The 18,054-nt window shown below is 43.0% G+C and carries 9 protein-coding genes; 1 reads left to right on the top strand and 8 read right to left on the bottom strand.

Translation table 11 applies throughout. The features are described from left to right. The first annotated feature begins 10 nt into the window (after nucleotides 1-10). A complete protein-coding gene (gene rpoN, locus HMPREF9073_RS02790) occupies nucleotides 11-1,477 on the top strand; it encodes an RNA polymerase factor sigma-54 (protein WP_009412464.1) in 1,467 nt (488 codons plus the stop codon). A gap of 118 nt (nucleotides 1,478-1,595) precedes the next feature. Here rpoN and HMPREF9073_RS02785 read toward each other — a convergent pair whose 3' ends face one another. From HMPREF9073_RS02785 to HMPREF9073_RS02750, 8 genes are all read right to left on the bottom strand, one after another. Next, nucleotides 1,596-3,791 carry a glycoside hydrolase family 3 C-terminal domain-containing protein gene (locus HMPREF9073_RS02785; protein WP_009412463.1) on the bottom strand — a complete coding sequence of 732 codons (2,196 nt, stop codon included), beginning with the start codon at nucleotides 3,789-3,791 and terminating at the stop codon, nucleotides 1,596-1,598. A 103-nt stretch (nucleotides 3,792-3,894) separates the two neighbouring features. Then, on the bottom strand, nucleotides 3,895-4,623 hold the full coding sequence (locus HMPREF9073_RS02780; protein ID WP_009412462.1) for a GDSL-type esterase/lipase family protein: 729 nt from the start codon (nucleotides 4,621-4,623) through the stop codon (nucleotides 3,895-3,897). Nucleotides 4,624-4,713: 90 nt separating this feature from the next. Continuing rightward, nucleotides 4,714-6,219, bottom strand: a complete 1,506-nt coding sequence (locus tag HMPREF9073_RS02775) for a glycoside hydrolase family 30 beta sandwich domain-containing protein (protein ID WP_009412461.1) — start codon at nucleotides 6,217-6,219, stop codon at nucleotides 4,714-4,716. Continuing rightward, entirely contained in the window at nucleotides 6,219-7,715 is a 1,497-nt protein-coding gene (locus tag HMPREF9073_RS02770; protein WP_034555263.1) for a RagB/SusD family nutrient uptake outer membrane protein, read from the bottom strand. The genes HMPREF9073_RS02775 and HMPREF9073_RS02770 overlap by 1 nt, the downstream gene beginning before the upstream one ends. A gap of 13 nt (nucleotides 7,716-7,728) precedes the next feature. Next, a complete protein-coding gene (locus HMPREF9073_RS02765) occupies nucleotides 7,729-10,701 on the bottom strand; it encodes a TonB-dependent receptor (RefSeq protein ID WP_009412459.1) in 2,973 nt (990 codons plus the stop codon). Between the two features lie 296 nt (nucleotides 10,702-10,997). Next, nucleotides 10,998-12,629, bottom strand: coding sequence for a DUF6377 domain-containing protein (locus HMPREF9073_RS02760; RefSeq protein ID WP_009412457.1), 1,632 nt, complete (start codon nucleotides 12,627-12,629; stop codon nucleotides 10,998-11,000). A gap of 233 nt (nucleotides 12,630-12,862) precedes the next feature. Then, nucleotides 12,863-15,457 carry a DNA gyrase/topoisomerase IV subunit A gene (locus HMPREF9073_RS02755; RefSeq protein WP_009412456.1) on the bottom strand — a complete coding sequence of 865 codons (2,595 nt, stop codon included), beginning with the start codon at nucleotides 15,455-15,457 and terminating at the stop codon, nucleotides 12,863-12,865. 63 nt (nucleotides 15,458-15,520) lie between these two features. Further along, nucleotides 15,521-18,054, bottom strand: a 2,534-nt coding sequence (locus HMPREF9073_RS02750) for a DUF6493 family protein (protein WP_009412455.1), incomplete at its 5' end; no start/stop codon positions are given.

Below are 18,054 nucleotides of genomic sequence, written 5' to 3'. Positions count from 1 at the left end.
CTCATAAGAAATGCTCAAACAGAATTTACAACTTAAACTCTCACAGAAACTCTCACCTCAGCAAATACAGCTGATGAAACTCGTGCAACTCCCCACTCTTGCCTTTGAACAACGCGTAAAACAAGAGTTGGAAGAAAACCCCGCCTTAGAATCGGGGCGCGAAGAAGATGCCCTCGATGAGTTTCACGATGAGTTCGACAACTCTGCCGATGAATATAACGACAACGATGTAATTGATATGGACGATATCAACATCGATGAATACCTCAGTGATGACGAAATACCCGACTATCGTTTGCACGCTAATAACTACAGCGACGACGATGAGGATCGCGATATTCCTTTCAGTGCGGAGGTATCGTTCCACCAATCCCTTATCAACCAATTAAACACCTTTACCCTCTCGGATGAAGATTACCTTATCGCTGAGTTCCTCGTGGGTAGCATAGATGATACAGGTTATATACGCCGCTCTATTCAAGACCTTACCGACGACTTAGCTTTCACCCAAAATATCTATACTGAAGAGGAACACGTAGAGCAAATACGCCAACAAATTATCTTCCAATTAGACCCTGCAGGAGTAGGTGCTACCGACCTGCAAGAGTGCTTGCTCATACAACTGCGCCGCAAAAAACAAACCCCTGCTATAGAATTGGCAATCAAAATGCTTACCGAAGCCTTTGAGGCATTCACTAAAAAGCATTATACCAAACTGCAACAGCGCTTTTTGGTAACTGAAGAACAGCTAAAAGAAGCGGTACAAGAGGTAGAACGCCTGAATCCTAAACCTGGGAGTTCTTACGTAGGCAATAATGTGCATATAGAGCAAATTATCCCCGATTTTACCGTAAAAGTGGTAGATAATGAATTAGAACTCTCCCTCAACGGACGCAATGCTCCTGAACTACACGTTTCTAAGGAGTATAGCACTATGCTCGACACTTATAAGAAGAGTAAGGAAAAGAGCAATTCACAAAAAGAAGCAGTGTTCTTTATCAAACAGAAGTTGGATTCGGCTAAGTGGTTTATAGATGCTATTCGTCAGCGACAACAAACGCTCCTCATCACGATGGATGCTATTATGGAACACCAACGCGAATACTTCCTCACAGGTGATGAACTAAAAATTAAACCGCTTATTCTCAAAGATATCGCCGATAAGGTAGGTATGGACATCTCTACTGTGTCGCGAGTAGCGAGCAGTAAATACGTAACTACCCCTTATGGCACAAAACTCATTAAAGATTTCTTTTCGGAATCTATGAAGAACGACCAAGGAGAAGATGTTTCTACTCGTGAAATCAAGCAGATATTACAACATATCATTGCTAAGGAAGACAAGAGTAAACCCCTCCCCGATGATGAATTGGCTCAGCTCCTCAAAGAGAAAGGTTACCCCATTGCACGCCGCACTATCGCCAAATACCGCGAACAAATGGATATACCTGTAGCACGCCTCAGAAAAGAACTGTAATCTAATGACGAGATACAAATTACGAATGACGGTGCGAGCCGGACGGGCAAAGTATATAAAACTCCAGTATAGTGAAAGACTGTACTGGAGTTTTTGCTATATGAAAAGTAAAAAATATTTATTCTAAGGTGAAATCAACCGTGCTTTTAATGTCGCCAGAAGAGGTGCCTACTAAGGCTTTGAAGGTACCTTTTTCGGCTACCCAAGCGTGTTGCTCAGGATTGAAGAAAGAGAGGTCTTGCTTGGTAATGTGGAAGGTTACAGTTTTGGACTCTCCTGCTTTCAAGAATACTTTCTCAAAACCTTTGAGCTCTTTGTACGGGCGTAATACTGAGGCTTCTTCGTCGTGCAAATAGAGTTGTACTACTTCAGCGCCATCGCGTTTGCCGGTGTTCTGTACCGTTACTGAGAAGCTGATATCGCCGTTGGTGGTTTTCTTGTCGGCGGTGAGTTTTCCGTATTTGAAAGTAGTGTAAGAAAGTCCGTGACCGAAAGGGAATAGCGGTTTTACACCTTTGGTATCGGCGTAGCGGTAACCTACCAAAATGCCTTCATTGTAGGTAACATCTTTGTCCCCTGGGTATTCACCTAAGGCTACAGCTCCATTGTCCTCCAAACGCACTGGGAAAGTGAAAGGCAATTTTCCTGAGGGGTTCACATCACCGAAGAGTACATCGGCGAGGGAGTTACCTGCTTCTGAGCCTAAATACCAATCTTGTACAATGGTGGGTACGCTTTTCACCCAAGGCATTGCCATTGCATTTCCCGAAATGAGTACTACTGTTAAGTTTTTATTGGCTTTTGCCAAAGCTTCAATCACAGCGTCTTGTCCGTAAGGTAAGCCATATTGTTTGCGGTCGTTACCCTCACAATCCTGACCGTCGTGTTTGTTGAGTCCGCCTATAAAGATAACTACATCAGCTTGTTTAGCAGTTTTAACAGCTTCGGCAAGGAGTTCTTGTGCCGGACGTTTATCGGTGATATCGTTGGCAGCAAGCCCGTCTTGGTCTTTGTAATCGTCGCTAGCATAGCCACGAGCATAGAGCACTTTGGCTGTATTGCCTATGCGGTTTTTGATTCCGTCTAAGGGGAGTATCTCGTGAACGGCTTTCAGTGAGGAACTTCCTCCACCTACAGTCATCATTTTGATAGCATTCTCACCTATAACCGCTATGGTTTTTGCCTTTTTAACGTCGATAGGCAATACATTTTTATCGTTTTTGAGTAGTACGATACCTTCTTGTCCTATCTTGCGGGCTACGACAAAGTGTTCTGGTGAAGCAAATGACCCAAAGGGTCGATTGGTTGCCATATTGGTGCGGAATACAAGTCGGAGGATATTGCGTACCTTTTCATTTACTACTTCTTCTTTTATTTCTCCTGATTTCAGTTTTTCGAGAAAAGGTTGCGCAAGGAAGTAATGGTCGTAAGCATTTGAGCGATTTTCGACCATTCCGTCAGTCCAAGTACCAAATTCCATATCCAATCCGTGGAGAGCAGCGCCATCGGTGTTGTTCACTCCACCCCAATCGGATACTACGGCACCGTCAAAGCCCCATTCTTTGCGCAAGATGTCTTGCAATAGGTATTGGTTTTGGCAAGCCCATTGGTCTTTGTATTTGTTATAAGCCCCCATTATGCTCCACGCTTTTCCCTCTTGCACAGCGGCTTTGAAGGCGGGGAGGTAAATCTCATACAAGGCGCGGTCGTCTACCTTTACATTCACGGTATGGCGGTTGATTTCTTGATTGTTGAGCGCATAGTGTTTCACACAAGCAGCCACGCCATTGGCTTGCACGCCTTGTACATAAGGCACGACCATTTTGGATGCCAAATAAGGGTCTTCACCCATATACTCGAAATTGCGCCCGTTGAGAGGGGTGCGATAGATGTTCACCCCAGGACCTAAGAGTACGTTTTTATTGCGATAGCGGGCTTCTTCACCTATGGCTTTTCCGTAGGCTTTGCTGAGAGCGGGATTCCACGTGGCAGCAAGGCAAGTAAGGGCGGGGAAAGCGGTACATTTATCGTTTGTCCATCCCGCTTGATTCCACTCGTCCCAGAGTACTTCGGGGCGTATGCCGTGAGGACCATCGGTCATCCAGTTTTCTGGAATACCCAAGCGGGGCACACCAGGTGAACTGAACTTAGATTGAGCGTGGCACATAGCTACTTTTTCCTCTAAAGTCATTCGCGAGAGGGCATCGTCGATACGCTTCTCAATGGGTTGCGAAGCGTCTAAATAAACGGGCGTTTGCTGGGCTGAAAGCGTACCTACGGCACAGCAAAGCAGTAAAGTTTTTATATTTTTCATATTGTATTGATTTGTCGATTTGTCAATTTGACTTTGTCAAAGTCCCTAGACTTTGACAAAGTATAGGGACGCTTGTTAATTGTTAATTATCAATTGTTAATTGTTATTTCTTAACTGCTGTAAGATAGGGTTTGATAATGGCTGTCCATAGTTTGTAGCCTTCGGCGTTCATATGGAGGTTGTCTTCTTTAAAGATATCGGTGCGGAGGTTGCCCGCTTCATCGTACATTACTTTGGTGATATCAATGTAAGTATAACCTTGTGCGGTGGCATTTTCCTCTAAAAGAGCGTTTACCAATAGCTGGTCTTTCAGCTGATCGGCTTTGTGCTGTGAGGGTTTTAGCGACACTACAAACAAGGGAGTTGTTGGGTAATCTTTTTTCAATCGTGCGATAAAAATACGGAAAAGGTCGAAGCACTTTACGGCATTCACGCCTTCTTTGTGGCTTCCGAGGTCGTTTTCTACATAAAGAACAATGCTTTTAGGTTTGTATCCTTGTGCGATGGTGTTGTAGTTATAAATCATATCGCGCAAGGTTGCTCCTCCATAAGAACGGCGGATGAGTTTCAGCGGTGCAAAATCTTCATAGATAGTATCCCATAGGTTGATAGACGAACTACCGAGGAATAGCGCGTCGCAGGAGAGGTCTTTGAGGCGTTTGTTCTCCTTTTGGTAGTTGGTAATATCCTTTTGATAGCGAGTAATCCAAGGAGTTTCATCGGTTTGTTCAAAGGGGATTACCGTTTTGATTACGGTAGTAGGGGTTGCGGTTTGCGCTTTGGCAAATGCTACAGAAGCAATTGCAAATAGTGACAATAATATTCTTTTCATTTACGTAATTTTAATTTGTCAATTTATAGACTTTGTCAATGTCTAAGGACTTTGACAAAGTATAGGATAATTAATTTGTTGATTGCTATTTTATAGTTTTGGTATCAAAAAGGATACCACGCTGTTGGCTGGTACTTCATAAGAGAAATAGTGCTTGCCGGTGCTTAGGGTTAGATAGGTTGCTTCTTTCTTTTTATTCAACAACACACAAGCCAAAGAGCCGTCGGGGTTCTCGAATGCGGTACATTGCACGTTGTCATCAGTGGTTTTCTCAACGCCTATACGGGTCGCTCCCTGCTTGATGACTGCCGAAAGATGACTTATGACATAGTAGTGCGAATTGCGTTGCATCGTCTTATAATCGGATGTTTGGATATCGACCGCACCAAAACAAGTTTTGCAACCGCCTTCACGATTGGGAGCTCCCTGCTCGTCGAGCATCAAATTCCACACCATCACCGCCTTGCAATGATTATTGAGGGTTTTGATACCGAGCTCTTGCATATCTTCGGTGAGACGGCGTTCGAGGTTGCGACCATCGTTCCAAGTACCTATAGAGCTTTCTGTAAAGATGAGTTCTTTATTGGGATATTGGTTATGAATGTTGCTCAATTCGTTGGGATTTCCCCCATAGTTATGGTAAGCAGCCCCCGCAACGTACTGAGAGGCATCGGCATCTTTATAGATATGCAAGGGGTATTGCTGTTGTGAAGGCTTATTATCGTAGTTGTAGTTATGATCGAAGAGGTAGATTTTAACCTCAGCAAAGCCTTTGTTGCGCAGAGTTTTCCCTAAGGCGTTTTTGATAAAGGCAAGCTGCTCGTCCCATCCCATATACATAGAAGCCGAGTTGCCTCTGTTGAGAGGTTCGTTTTGTATAGTGATGGCATTGACGTTCAGGCCATTGTCTTTCATCGCTTGCAACCATTTGACAAAATAAAGCGCATAATCCTGATAGTGAGCGGGGTTTAGCTGACCGCTTGTCCATTGGTTATGAGGTTGCAAATCGGTAAGGTTATTGACCTTCATCCAGCGTGGAGGTGTCCAAGGAGAGCCTATGATTTGCACTTTGGGGTTGATAGCGAGAATCTCTTTGAGTATAGGAATCACGTATTGTGTTTCCTCTTTGGTGAGGGCAAAATGCTCTATTCCCTTGGTATCGCAGAGGGTGTATTCACTTAGAGAAAAGTCGGAACAGCCGATAGATATACGCACAAAATTCTGTCCAAAGCCTTCGGTTTCGGAGAAGGTTTCGGTGAGGAACGCCTTTCTATCGGCGGGGGACATCTGCATCAAGTTATAGCAGGTAGAACCTGTAATGGCAGCCCCGAAACCATAGATAGTTTGGAATTTTTCAGCGGGTTTTAGGGTGATACTATAAGATGCGTTAGGGTTTTTGATGAGCTTTAGGTCGGTTTGCTCTTTGTAAAGTTCTTTTTGGCGATTGGCTGTAGTCAGCAATACGTTCACTTTACCTACCGATGGCTCAACAACAGGGGGAGGAGTAGATTCCTCCCCTGTGTTGGATTTTTTCTGGCAGCTGCAAGAAGCGATGCTCCAGAGTATTACAAGTAAAAAAGACGGGAATAATTTCATTAGTAACCAGGGTTTTGAGTGAGTTTTTTATTGTTTACTAATTCAGTTTGTGGGACAGGGTAAATGGAACTATTCTCTGTTAGCGGGTATACTCGTGGTAAACGACCTTCATCACGTGCATTAAGTGTATTCATTGTTTCAATAGCTTTATCATTGCGCACCAAATCGAACCAGCGGAAGCCTTCAAATGCCAATTCAAGGCGACGTTCTTTGAGTACGGCTGCTTTCATCTGTTCTTGTGAAAGAGAAGAGGAAATAGCAGCAAGTCCTACCCTTGCGCGTACTTGATTTACTAAGGCAGCCGCCTGAGCGGTTTGACCTAAAGCGGCATAAGCTTCAGCTTTGAGCAAGAGGATATCGGCTAAACGCAACTTAATGATACTACTGCCTCCTGAACGTATTTTATACATAAAAGGATAGTGGTTAGAGGGGTAATAAATATTCCAAGAGGGTTGCCCGTAAACGATAGCTTGGTTTTTGCGCACAGTATCGCCCTCAGCATCAAAAGCAGCGATGAGGTCGCGTGAAGGGGTTACCCATTTTGCCCAGTTGTAAGTGCTATTGGGGTTGGTGTAGTTTAAGCCGAAGAGCCCTGGTAACCACGTTTGTCCGCCTTGAGAGTAGGTAATCTCGAAGATAGACTCAGCAGAATTACGCACTTTTACATCGGTTTTAGCATCGTTGATTTGAAATAAATCGGCGTAATTAGGCAAGAGGGAAAAGCCATCGGCTTCTACGGCTGCGCAATACTGAATGGTTTTGTTGTAATCGCGTATAGGTTTTTCGGCATATACGTGAGCTAAAAGTGCATTAGCAACCGCACGACTGAAGAAGAACTTATCGTTAGCCTTCACTGCAGGAGCATCGACGAGAGCCTCCTCAAGGTTGGTACGAATGATGTTGTACACCTCGGCAACAGATGTGCGTTCAGGAAAGAGCAATTTATAGGTTTCTTCTACGTTTTCAGATGATATTTCAGGGACTTCGATAGGAGGAATAGGTACTGCTCCCCAAAAGCGCACCATATCAAACAAGAGCCACGCCTTAAGTATTTTAGCTTCGGCTTTCCACTGTTTGCGTTCGGTGGTTGTAAGGGAAGCATCAGGCACTTTGTCTACATTGGCAATTACTACATTGGCTAAGTTGATACCCTCTAAGTATTTTTGCCAATCACGTTTGATATTTCCGTTAGATGCATCTTGGCTGTTTTGTTCGATAGATGTAATTGCAACGCCAGAAGTACCAGCATAAGCATTATCGGCACGAGTTTCGGTATTTTGGAGAAAATCCAATGTCCAGAACTCTTGTGCTGATCCACGCACAAAGGCATAGAGAGCTTCATAGCGTGTTTTCATTTGTGCTTTGTTCTCTATAGCAGAGGAACTTTTGCCCTCGGTAGTTGTATTTTTTTCGTTGAACTCCGAAATAGGGTCTTTATCTAAACTGCAAGCCGTTAGCGTTGCTAACGAAAATGCAAGGTATATGTATCTTTTCATTTTTGTATAGGTATTAAAAATCAATGTTTAAGCCAAAGATAAAGGTTTTGGTTTGAGGATAGGTACCCCAATCGATACCCATCGTAGGGCCTGAAAGCCCTTGGTTTACTTCGGGATCGAATCCTTTGTAGTTGGTAAGAGTCCAAAGGTTTTGAGCGGTGAAGTAAGGTTGTATCTTGCGGATACCATATCTCAACAATTCCTCATTGGAGAGGTTGTAGGCCAAAGTAAGTGTTTTAAGGCGCAAGTACGAACCATCTTCTACCCAACGAGACGATGCTTTGATATTATCGGTACCTTGTTTTGCACGAGGTATATCGGTAATATCACCAGGTTTTCTCCAGCGGTTGAGCACGGCGGTTGATTGGTTTTGGTCTTTATACATACCTTCAGTTTCTATACGAGAGGCGTTGTAGATATCATTGCCATAAGACCCTTGGAAGAAGACACTTAAAGTGAAGTTTTTATAGGAGAAGTCATTGGTAAGCCCAAAAGTAAAATCGGGGTTAGGATCGCCTATATAAGTTTTATCGGACACTGAGATTTTACCATCACCATTGAGGTCTTTGTACTTGATATCGCCTGTTTGAGGGTCTACGCCTTCACTTATCAATCCCCAGAACTTGCCTAAAGGTTGTCCTTCGGTGATGCGTACCACTTGTTCAGTAGTAGCATCGGAGGTAGTGGCGTAGTAATACACTTTTTGAAGGGTGAGTTTGGTAAGTTCATTGCGGTTGAACGAGATATTGAAGTTGGTATTCCACGTAAAATCGCCTATGAGATTGCGTGTATCGAGTGCAAATTCAATTCCTTTATTAGTCATTTCACCTTCGTTGCGATAAATAGAAGGTATGGGTGAAGTAGAAGGAAGAGGTACATCCATTAGCAAATCGGTAGTTTTTTTAAGGTAAGCGTCTACCGCTAAGGAGATACGGTTTTTGAAGAGCGAAAGGTCAAGCCCTATATTGCTTTGAGTGGTGGTTTCCCAAGTGAGGTTAGGGTTAGAGAATGAATTAGGACGCAAAGTTACCATTGCATTACCTTTGCCTGCCTCCCACCAGTTTTGACGGGTAATAGAAAAGCGTTGCAAGTAGCCGTAATCGGAAATACCTGCTTGGTTACCTGTTTGTCCCCAGCCACCGCGCAATTTGAGTTCGCTAAGCCAATCTACATTCTTCAAAAAGTTTTCTTGTGAAAGTCTCCACCCTACAGATACTGAAGGGAAGTAACCCCAGCGTTTGCCAGGTGCTAACTTGGAAGAACCATCGGCGCGGAAATTAGCTGTGAGAAGGTATTTGCTATCGTAGTTATAAGAAATACGACCTAAGTAGGACATAATCGCCCATTCGGCAGCATTCGAACCACTACCTTGTTCTATTTTATTGGCAGCATTGAGGGTTTTGATGTAGGGTGTAAGGAAGTGAGAGGCATATAAATAGCTTTCGTTCCATTTAGATACCGTTCCTGAAGTACCCGCCAAAGCAGAAAGGTTGTGTTTGCCGAAATTTTTGTCGAAGGTAAGCAAGTTGTCGTAAGTCATCACGGTGTTGTTAGTACGAATATCGTCGGCAGTACCGAAGAGCTTACGTCCATATTCGGTGAGTTTAGGGTCTGTCCAGTGGGTTTGAGTGCGTCCTAAACGGTCGATACCTACTGTAGATTTGAACTTCAAGCTCGGCAAGAAAGTTACGATAGCCGATACACTTCCTACCAAGCGATTGCTCTTAGAGGTATTGTCGGCATTACGAGAGATGTTCTCTACAGGGTGAGTGAGGTTAGCTCCATAGAAATTGTAGTAATACCAACCTTCTTCCCCAGGTTTATCACTCCAGATGGGGGCGTATTTAGGCGTATTGATTACCGAAAGCACTACCCCAGCACGGTTAGAGCCTGTACCAGTAATAATACCATTAGACGAGTAATCAGCATAAGATAGATTGGTTTCAAAAGTGAGCCATTTACGCATTTTAGTTTCTAAGTTGAGACGCAAATTATAACGTTCAAAATAAGAAGAGCGGATAACCCCTTCATCTTTAGAAGTTCCTGCTGAGAGATAATACTTTGTATTTTCGGTTGCATTTGAGATAGAAAGTTGCGTGTTGCGTATCAGGCTTTTGCGGAAGGTTTCATCAAACCAATCAGTTTTATCAGTAAGCCCTGAAGGTAGTGTAACAGCACCTGTTTCGTCCATTAGTTCCTTGTATTGAGCCGTATTTAAGGATTCTATGCGTTTAGCTACTTGCGAGATACCCACATAGGTATTAACAGATATTTTAGGCTCATTGCGTTTACCTTGTTTGGTAGTGATAAGCACTACCCCGTTGGCAGCGCGTGAACCGTAGATAGCTGCTGAAGAAGCATCTTTGAGCACTTGCATACTCTCAATATCGGTAGGGGCAATCCCGTTGATGTCTTGCACAGGGATACCATCTACTACATATAGAGGGTCGTTGGACGCGCTGATAGAGGTATTCCCACGGATGCGTACTGCCAAGCCTGCACCTGGAGCACCATTAGGTTGCACTACTTGAATACCTGCTGCACGCCCTTGAATAGCTTGAGCTGCTGAAGTTACAGGACGCTGGTCGAGGTCTTTAGTTTTTACTGAAGTGATTGCCGTAGTTACATCACCTTTCTTTTGAGTACCATAGCCCACTACTACCACCTCATCGAGGTCTTGAGTAGCTTCGGAGAGCTTTATTTTTAAAGAAGCACCAGAGGCTTTTACATCAAGGGTTTTATACCCCACTGATGAAAACTCTAATACAGCACCTTTTGGCACATTGTTAAGTGAAAAGTTACCATCAAAATCGGTAGCTACCCCCTTGGTAGTACCTTTTATTACTACGGAAACACCAGGAAGAGGCATTCCTTTGTCATCGGTTACAGTACCTATTAGCTGACTAATATTTTGTGCTTGGGCAAAACCTACATAGCCTACTAACAGTACCATCATTAGCATTAAATGTTTTTTGAGTACTTTCATAAAATAAAAACGTTACATTTGTTAGTTTTTTCTTTGTTGATTTTCGGAAAGTTGTTTTTATCTTTCCAACGCCCCAAAAGTATAGCAAAAAAACATCAATATTTCATCGGGTATTAGAAAAGTACTTTTTAAAAAAGTTATTTAACTGAATATTAACAAAATAAGTTCTGAAAAAGCCTTAAAAAAGTACTGAATTTTCAGTTATTAGTCGCAAAATAGCCCCTAAATCTCAGAAAGGAGATAATCAAAAAAGTATGTTTTTACATAGAAAAAACGGTTTTTATACATTTTTTTGATCAGTCGCGTATTTGTTTAACTTTTTCTTCAAAAGTATCGCGTTCACCTTTCGCTTTATTCCGTACTTTAGTGCGATAGTTGTACACCGTACGAAGAGAATAGCGCAAGAATTCGGCTATCTTACTGCTATCGGTGATGCCTAAGCGAATGAGGGCAAAGATGCGCAATTCGGTATTCAGTAGTTCACCTTTTTTAGGGAAGATTTGCTCTCCTTCTTCTAAAAGAGCATTGAAGTGAGTTACAAAATGTGGATATATATTGAGGAAGATAGTATCAAAATTCTTGTAGAGAGCCTCTAATTCTTGTTCTACTACAGAGGTAGATTTTAGCACCTTGGTAAGGTCGTCAAACTGATGTTTAGTCGCCTTTTTGTAGAGTAGTTTTCGGTAGTTTTCAATCTTATCGATATAAGCTGAACAGAGGTTGAAGAAATGAGCAATATACTCTTCTTTGATGAGATTTGCCTCCTCGAGGTTGAGGTTCGCCTCTTCGAGGTTTTGGTTCATCAGTTGTAGGTCGGTGTTGAGCTTTTCGAGTTGCTGATTACTGTAAGAGAGTTCTTTACGTATCTTTATCAATCGTTTTACTTGTTTGTACACATATACCAAAGCGATAATCAAGGCTACTGATAATACGCTGATGAGTACCAAATACAATTGTAATTCTTTCTTTTGTTTAGCTTCTTTCTCTTGATAGGCGGTGTTGATGATGGAATAGAAAGAGGCACCTTCTTCGGCGCGGTGTCGCACATTGCAGAAGGCAGCATCATCTATTGCCATTTTGATAAACTGATAGGCTTTGCTTATATTCCCTCGTTTGTAGTAAGTAAGTGCTAAGCTCTGTAAGGAAGCGTTATCTTTGATTGCGTTTTTGATGTCGGCGATAGCAGAAAGGGCAAAATAGTATTCTTGAAGGTCGTCATTTCCTTTTTCTCGTTCTACAAGACCTAAATAATAAGCTATTATAGCACGTTCAGGTTCCTCTTCGGTAGTTTGAGGCAATAGTTGCTGAAACTGTTGCATAGCACGGTTTTTGTCTCCTGTAAAGAACTCATCGATAGCACTGTTTACCTTAAAGGTAAGCGACTGTTTATCAGTACACAATAGCAGAGAATCACGGTATTGATTGGAGGCACTTAAATAAGTGCTATTATTGATGCTTTGCCCGTAATGACTGCACAGGGCATAAAACGAATCGTAATACTCACACAGAGATTCCTTGGGTAATCGGTGTTTATCGATAGCTTTTAGCAGTTGTAATGCCTCGACATACATTCCTTTTACTGAGTAGAGTTTAGAGAGCAAAATATGGGTTTCATCCAGTTTTTCAGTGTTGTTTACATCATTTGCTATCTGCTCGTTTTTCAGCAAATAGGCTATAGCCGAATCGACCTTAAATTTTCGGTATTCGGAATACAATTGTTTGTGCAGGTCGTATTTTTCTGTTGGTTGAGAGGCTTTTTTAAGCGCTTTTTGCAAGGAAGTAATACGCTGTTCTTTGGCTTGTATATAAGTAGCACTCTGCTCAATGGTTTGGTTGAGCCGGTGGAGCACAGCCTCTTTGCTCTCTTGTGCCACGGCTGTATTCCTTCCCAACAACAATATGATAAAGAGTGTGATATAGTTTTTCATAAGGTTTGTTTTTTAAAACGTCGGACATTATTCGGACATTATTCGGACATTTCGGACATTATTCGGACATTTTGCCCGCTTTTTGCCCGCATTGCCCGCTTTTTGCTCGCTTTTATTTTAGTTCATAATAAGTGCTTACACTTGCTCCAAGTTGTCTAATCAAATTATTAACAACTTTGCTAAAGGTCGTAGCACAACAAGCAATTAAAAACTTTGGCAAAGTGTATGATGCATTAAAATTCTAATTCTGTTTGGGTGCCGTCACTCTCATTTTCAGAGGGAGGAGGTACGATTTCTTCATCGCCGAGGGCTTCTACGGGTTCCTCTTCTTGGGATTCTTCGTAGGGGAGAGATTCAAGGGTGTTGACAGTTTTCACCTTGTCGGTGGTGAGCTGGTTGCCCAAGGCTTTGATGCCTTTTACACTGATGAACTCTTCTAAATTCACCGTGAGGTTCTCTTTCTCCTTGCCTTTTTCTTTGGTGAAGACTACCTCAGCCATAGGTCGCCAATCGGCAGAGACAAAGAGCAATTGCGATTTAGGATGTTCGGTAATGACTAACTCTTCGCGGTTTTCATTTTCTACCACAAAGCGTTTTACAAACACGCGTTCTTTCTCGCCATCGTAGTAAATCACCGAAATAGGTTTCTCGGGCACCCATTTTTCCATTACGGCAATATTGTTCTCGAAATGCAGACTCAATTCGGGGATAATGGTCTTCACGACGCCCTCTTTGGTAATGAGAAGCATACGGTCATCGCCTTTGAAAGCCCCCAGTAGCGTACCGCGTTCTTCGGTGTTGAGGCGTTTTACAATATCGTCGAACCATATCTTGCGCGGTTTGAGGGTTGATACGCCTTTTTCTTTTAGCTCGATGCGCTTGATAGCGTATTTGCTCACGAGGTTTCCTTTCACGCCACGCCCTTTGATGAGGGTATCGGCAAAATCGATATCCCATCGCAGTTTGCGCAAAGTGCCTAACTGACGTAAGTTCACGGTTACCACTTCGGCTTCACCATTAGGGTTGGCTGTAAAATAGAGCACACGCGACTCTTTGTGTTGAGGAATGAGCTCGTACTTCTTATCGCGGGTAATGCCCGTAACATTGAAACGCTTGATATAGGAGAAGCCCGTTTGTCCGTCCTTATAAATCATATTGTACACAGTGCGCTTGTCGTCTTTCTTAAAGACCGCTACGTGTATGATGTTTTTCTCTATATATTGTTTATCGGATACTTTGGTAACGTACATCGCACCGCTTTCGGTAAATACAATCACATCGTCGATATCACTGCAATCACCTACATACTCGTCTTTGCGCAAGCCTGTACCCACAAAACCTTCTGCTCTGTTCACATAGAGTTTGGTATTGCGCACCACTACTTTGGTCGCCTCAATGGTGTCGAATACGCGAATTTCGGTTTTCCGTTCACGCCCCTTACCATAAGTCTTTTTGAGTCGTTCGAAATGGGAAATCGCATAATCGATAAGGTTTGCGAGGTGGTTTTTCACTTCCTCGATATCGGCTTCAATTTTGAGGATATTTTCATCAGCCTTATAAGAGTCGAAGCGGGTGATACGAATCATTGGTATTTGAGTGAGTTTCGCCAAATCGTCATCGGTAATCTCACGGATCAAATCTTTTTTGAAAGGTTCAAAACGCTGGTACAAGTACTGGTACAAACTCTCTCTATCGGTGTAGTTCTTGAAGTCGATATACATCTCTTCTCTGATGAAAATCTTTTCGAGCGAGGCGCTGTGCCATTGCATTTCGAGTTCAGAAAGTTCAATTTCGAGCTCTTGTTTGAGCAGACTTACTGTGCGGTCGGTACTGCGACGCAACACTTCTGAAACGGTGAGAAAATGCGGTTTGTTGTCCTCAATCACACAGGTAATGGGCGAAATAGCTGTTTCGCAGGCAGTGAAGGCGTAGAGTGCATCGATAGTCTTATCGGGCGACGTGCCGTTGGGCAAGTGCACTAATATCTCTACATTGGCAGCTGTGTTATCGTCTACCTTTTTGATTTTTATCTTGCCTTTTTCGTTGGCTTTTAGTATAGAGTCGATGAGCGAGGTAGTGGTGGTAGTAAACGGAATTTCGGTGATGCAAAGCGTACTCTTGTCGAGTTGCGAAATCTTAGCACGCACCCGCACACGTCCGCCTCTTGCCCCATCGTTATAGCCACTTACGTCCATAATACCCGCAGTAGGGAAATCGGGGTATAACTCAAACGATTTGCCTTTGAGGTAAGCTACTGATGCCTCAATGAGCTCGATGAAGTTGTGAGGTAATATTTTGGTAGAAAGCCCCACGGCTATCCCCTCGGTACCTTGTGCCAAGAGGAGCGGGAACTTCACCGGCAAGCTGATAGGCTCCTTTTTACGACCGTCATAGCTAGATTGCCATTCGGTTACCTTAGGGCTAAACACCACATCGAGGGCAAACTTAGAAAGGCGAGCTTCGATATAACGAGGTGCTGCTGCATCGTCGCCTGTGAGGATATTCCCCCAGTTACCTTGCGTATCGATGAGCAAGTCCTTCTGACCGATTTGTACAATAGCATCGCCTATACTCGCATCGCCGTGAGGGTGATACTGCATTGTATTCCCCACGACATTAGCCACCTTGTTGTAGCGACCATCGTCTAATTCTTTAAGCGAGTGCATAATACGGCGTTGTACGGGCTTAAAGCCATCTTCGATTGCTGGTACAGCGCGTTCGAGGATTACGTACGAAGCATAATCCAAGAACCAATCTTGATACATACCTGTGACTTTAATGATGCTATCTCCTTGTGGAGTAGTGTTTTGAGGTGTATTGTCTTCCATCGGAACAGATTCTTTTTGAAAGGGCAAAGGTAAAAATAATTTGTCAATTAGGCAATTGGCATATTAGCTAATTAGAAAATTAGCCAATTTCTTATGGTTAGTAGGTTTCTTTTCTTGTTTTTCAGCCAAAGGTAAATAGGCTTGTACTACTGCTTTTTGGAAGCCTTTTACTTTGGGGTCACGGGTAGGGAGGTCAAGAAACTCTATAAAGCGGGCGATAGGGGCGTACTTATGAGCTAAGAGCGTTCCGATGGCTTCGGCGAGATAGGTGAGCGTTTCTCCTCTTTGGAGTGCTAAAAGGATATATTCGGTAGCCAAGTCGCGCAGAGGTTTTCTTTCGGCTAAAAGACAAGTAGCGACCATTAGCCAACCACCGTGATAAATAGGCAAGTTGTGTTCAAGAAGCAGACTCATCACACGAGTAGCTTCGGTGAGGGATTCCCCTTCCACACCTTGGGCATAAGTGAGCAGGTATTTGCACAGCCAACCATCTATATAGCGGGGGTTTAGACTGAGTTGATAGTCGATATCCTCATCTTTCCCCTTGCTCATTGGTGATACGTTGTAATAATTAGCTCCAAACTCGTTGTAATACACATAAGTGGCGTAGGTTTTATCCCAATTATCTTCCAAAATGATTTTATTTCGCTCTATCCCTTTGATTTTGGTAGGTTTTACTTCGTATTTCAGATAAAACGGACGTACCAAGCCTTGTAGATTGGTTTTTTGTGGGATTTCCAATTCAGGGAATACTCCATCGATGTCTTTCAGGCGTAAAACTTGCCCCCAGAGTACTCGTGTAGCATCGGTTACAGTTATTTGCTTGTTTACCTCAAAATAATATTGCAAGGCAGGGGCATACTCACCTGTGAGTGAAAGGGCTAATTGCTTTTGCTCTTTGGTAATTCCTATAGGTAGCAAGCGATTGAGCCCCACGACAACCTCTTCTAACATCGGGGATTTCCCAGCTTTTTCATATTGTGTAATCCGATCTAAAAAAGTAAGCGGGTCTATATAAAACGGAGCGTGAGTAGGGGTGCTTACAAAGGGCAGTGAGTTGCCTTGCTTGATCTTTAGGAGCAGTCGCTTGGTTTTCTCTCGGAGGAACGGTGTAGGATTATAGAGTTTCCCACCGAAAATATCATCGGAGAGTGAGGCTTTTCCCTCCCAAACATCAATCACCCAGCGCATACACTTTCGATAGGTAGTAAATTCAAAAGGCTGGTCGCCCAACTGCTTTTGGTAGGGACTTATCTGCTGAGAGAAATTTTTGGGGATTTGCGCTTGTAACTGGTTCAAACCCTCAAAGAAAAGATCTAAAACAAGGGGCGAGCGCTCACGAATGCAGTCGCCAATGAGGAAAAGGAGAGCGTCCCAAGTGCGAGGTGAAGGGGCTATTTGGAAGCTGTGGGAGGTGCGAGCCGCACAGGCAGTTTGAGAGGTGTGGGAGTTCTCAGAATTTTCTGATGGACTTAGGGTTGCAAGAAGGTCTTGGGCTTTGCCTTTTAGGTAATCGCGGTAAGGAGCGATGACTTCGGGGAGACCTTCTTGGTTGAAATAGGTGGTTAGCAAGCTGGCGACTTTCTCTTGGAGCTTCACATCTGGGACAGTGAAGAGTACCGCCAATTGTTCGCGATATTCTATATTTACAGGAGGTTGCTTTTTGTAATGCTTTGCTAAAATATCCAAACCTATAAGCTGTGATTTGGCTATCTTTGGGGTAGCAAAGCACAAGGCAAAATTGTCGGCGAAGGCAGGGAAGTCAAAGTCTTTTTCGTTAGCCATCTCTTTGATAAGCTTCATTGCAAAGTTAATCACCGAAGTTTTATCGCTACTAAGCAGGGCAAAGAGGGTGCTTTGATGAGATAAAAGCTCTTGCGGGGTGGGGTCAAATGTTTCAATAATACGGCAATAGAAGTCAAGCACATTCTTTTTGTAAGGATTTAGGAGTGCTTCTATATGACTACTGACTATACTACGGTCTGCGAAATATCCTTTAGCTTGCAAAATACTGTACAACTCCTTCCAAGCATCGGAGGGATAGGGTATCTCTTGGGTGATATGTTGGGGTACTATGGCAAAAATCTTCTTACTGATTTCCTTGTTTTCTAATAAGAAATTTACAAAAGGTTCATCGGTGATATGCTTATTGTTCCAAAAGAAGAATTTTTCTATAAATAGGTCTTCATCAAAGGCAATAAATCCTTTTTGGTACAAAGTCCAAAGGTTCTGAAAAGTAGTGTCTTGCAAAAACTGATTTTTTCTTAAGGATTGTAGTGAGGCAGTAAGGTATTGCCCTTCTTTGGTTGTAAGCAAATCCAATAAAGGAGTAAAAAAGAACTGCAAAAAATTAGCTACTATATCCTTATCAGAGCTATAAGACCCTTTTACAGCTTTCTTGAGGCATTCACTACTGCGGGATACACACAAAAATATGTAGGAGAAACAAGCTTTATCCAAATATTCTAAGTAAGGTGCTCGCTTGTTCGTGTTGTGATATAGTTGTTCCCAACGGGCTGTTTGCAAGGTGTGTATAAGGCTATCGCGCTCTTTTTCAGACAGCGCAAAGCAAATATTGCGAATGGCGGTAAAATCGT

Source organism: Capnocytophaga sp. oral taxon 326 str. F0382 (assembly GCF_000318295.1).
Lineage (GTDB): Bacteria > Bacteroidota > Bacteroidia > Flavobacteriales > Flavobacteriaceae > Capnocytophaga > Capnocytophaga periodontitidis.
Note: the sequence above shows the minus strand (reverse complement) of the source record. Positions and strands in the feature narration are given on the sequence as shown.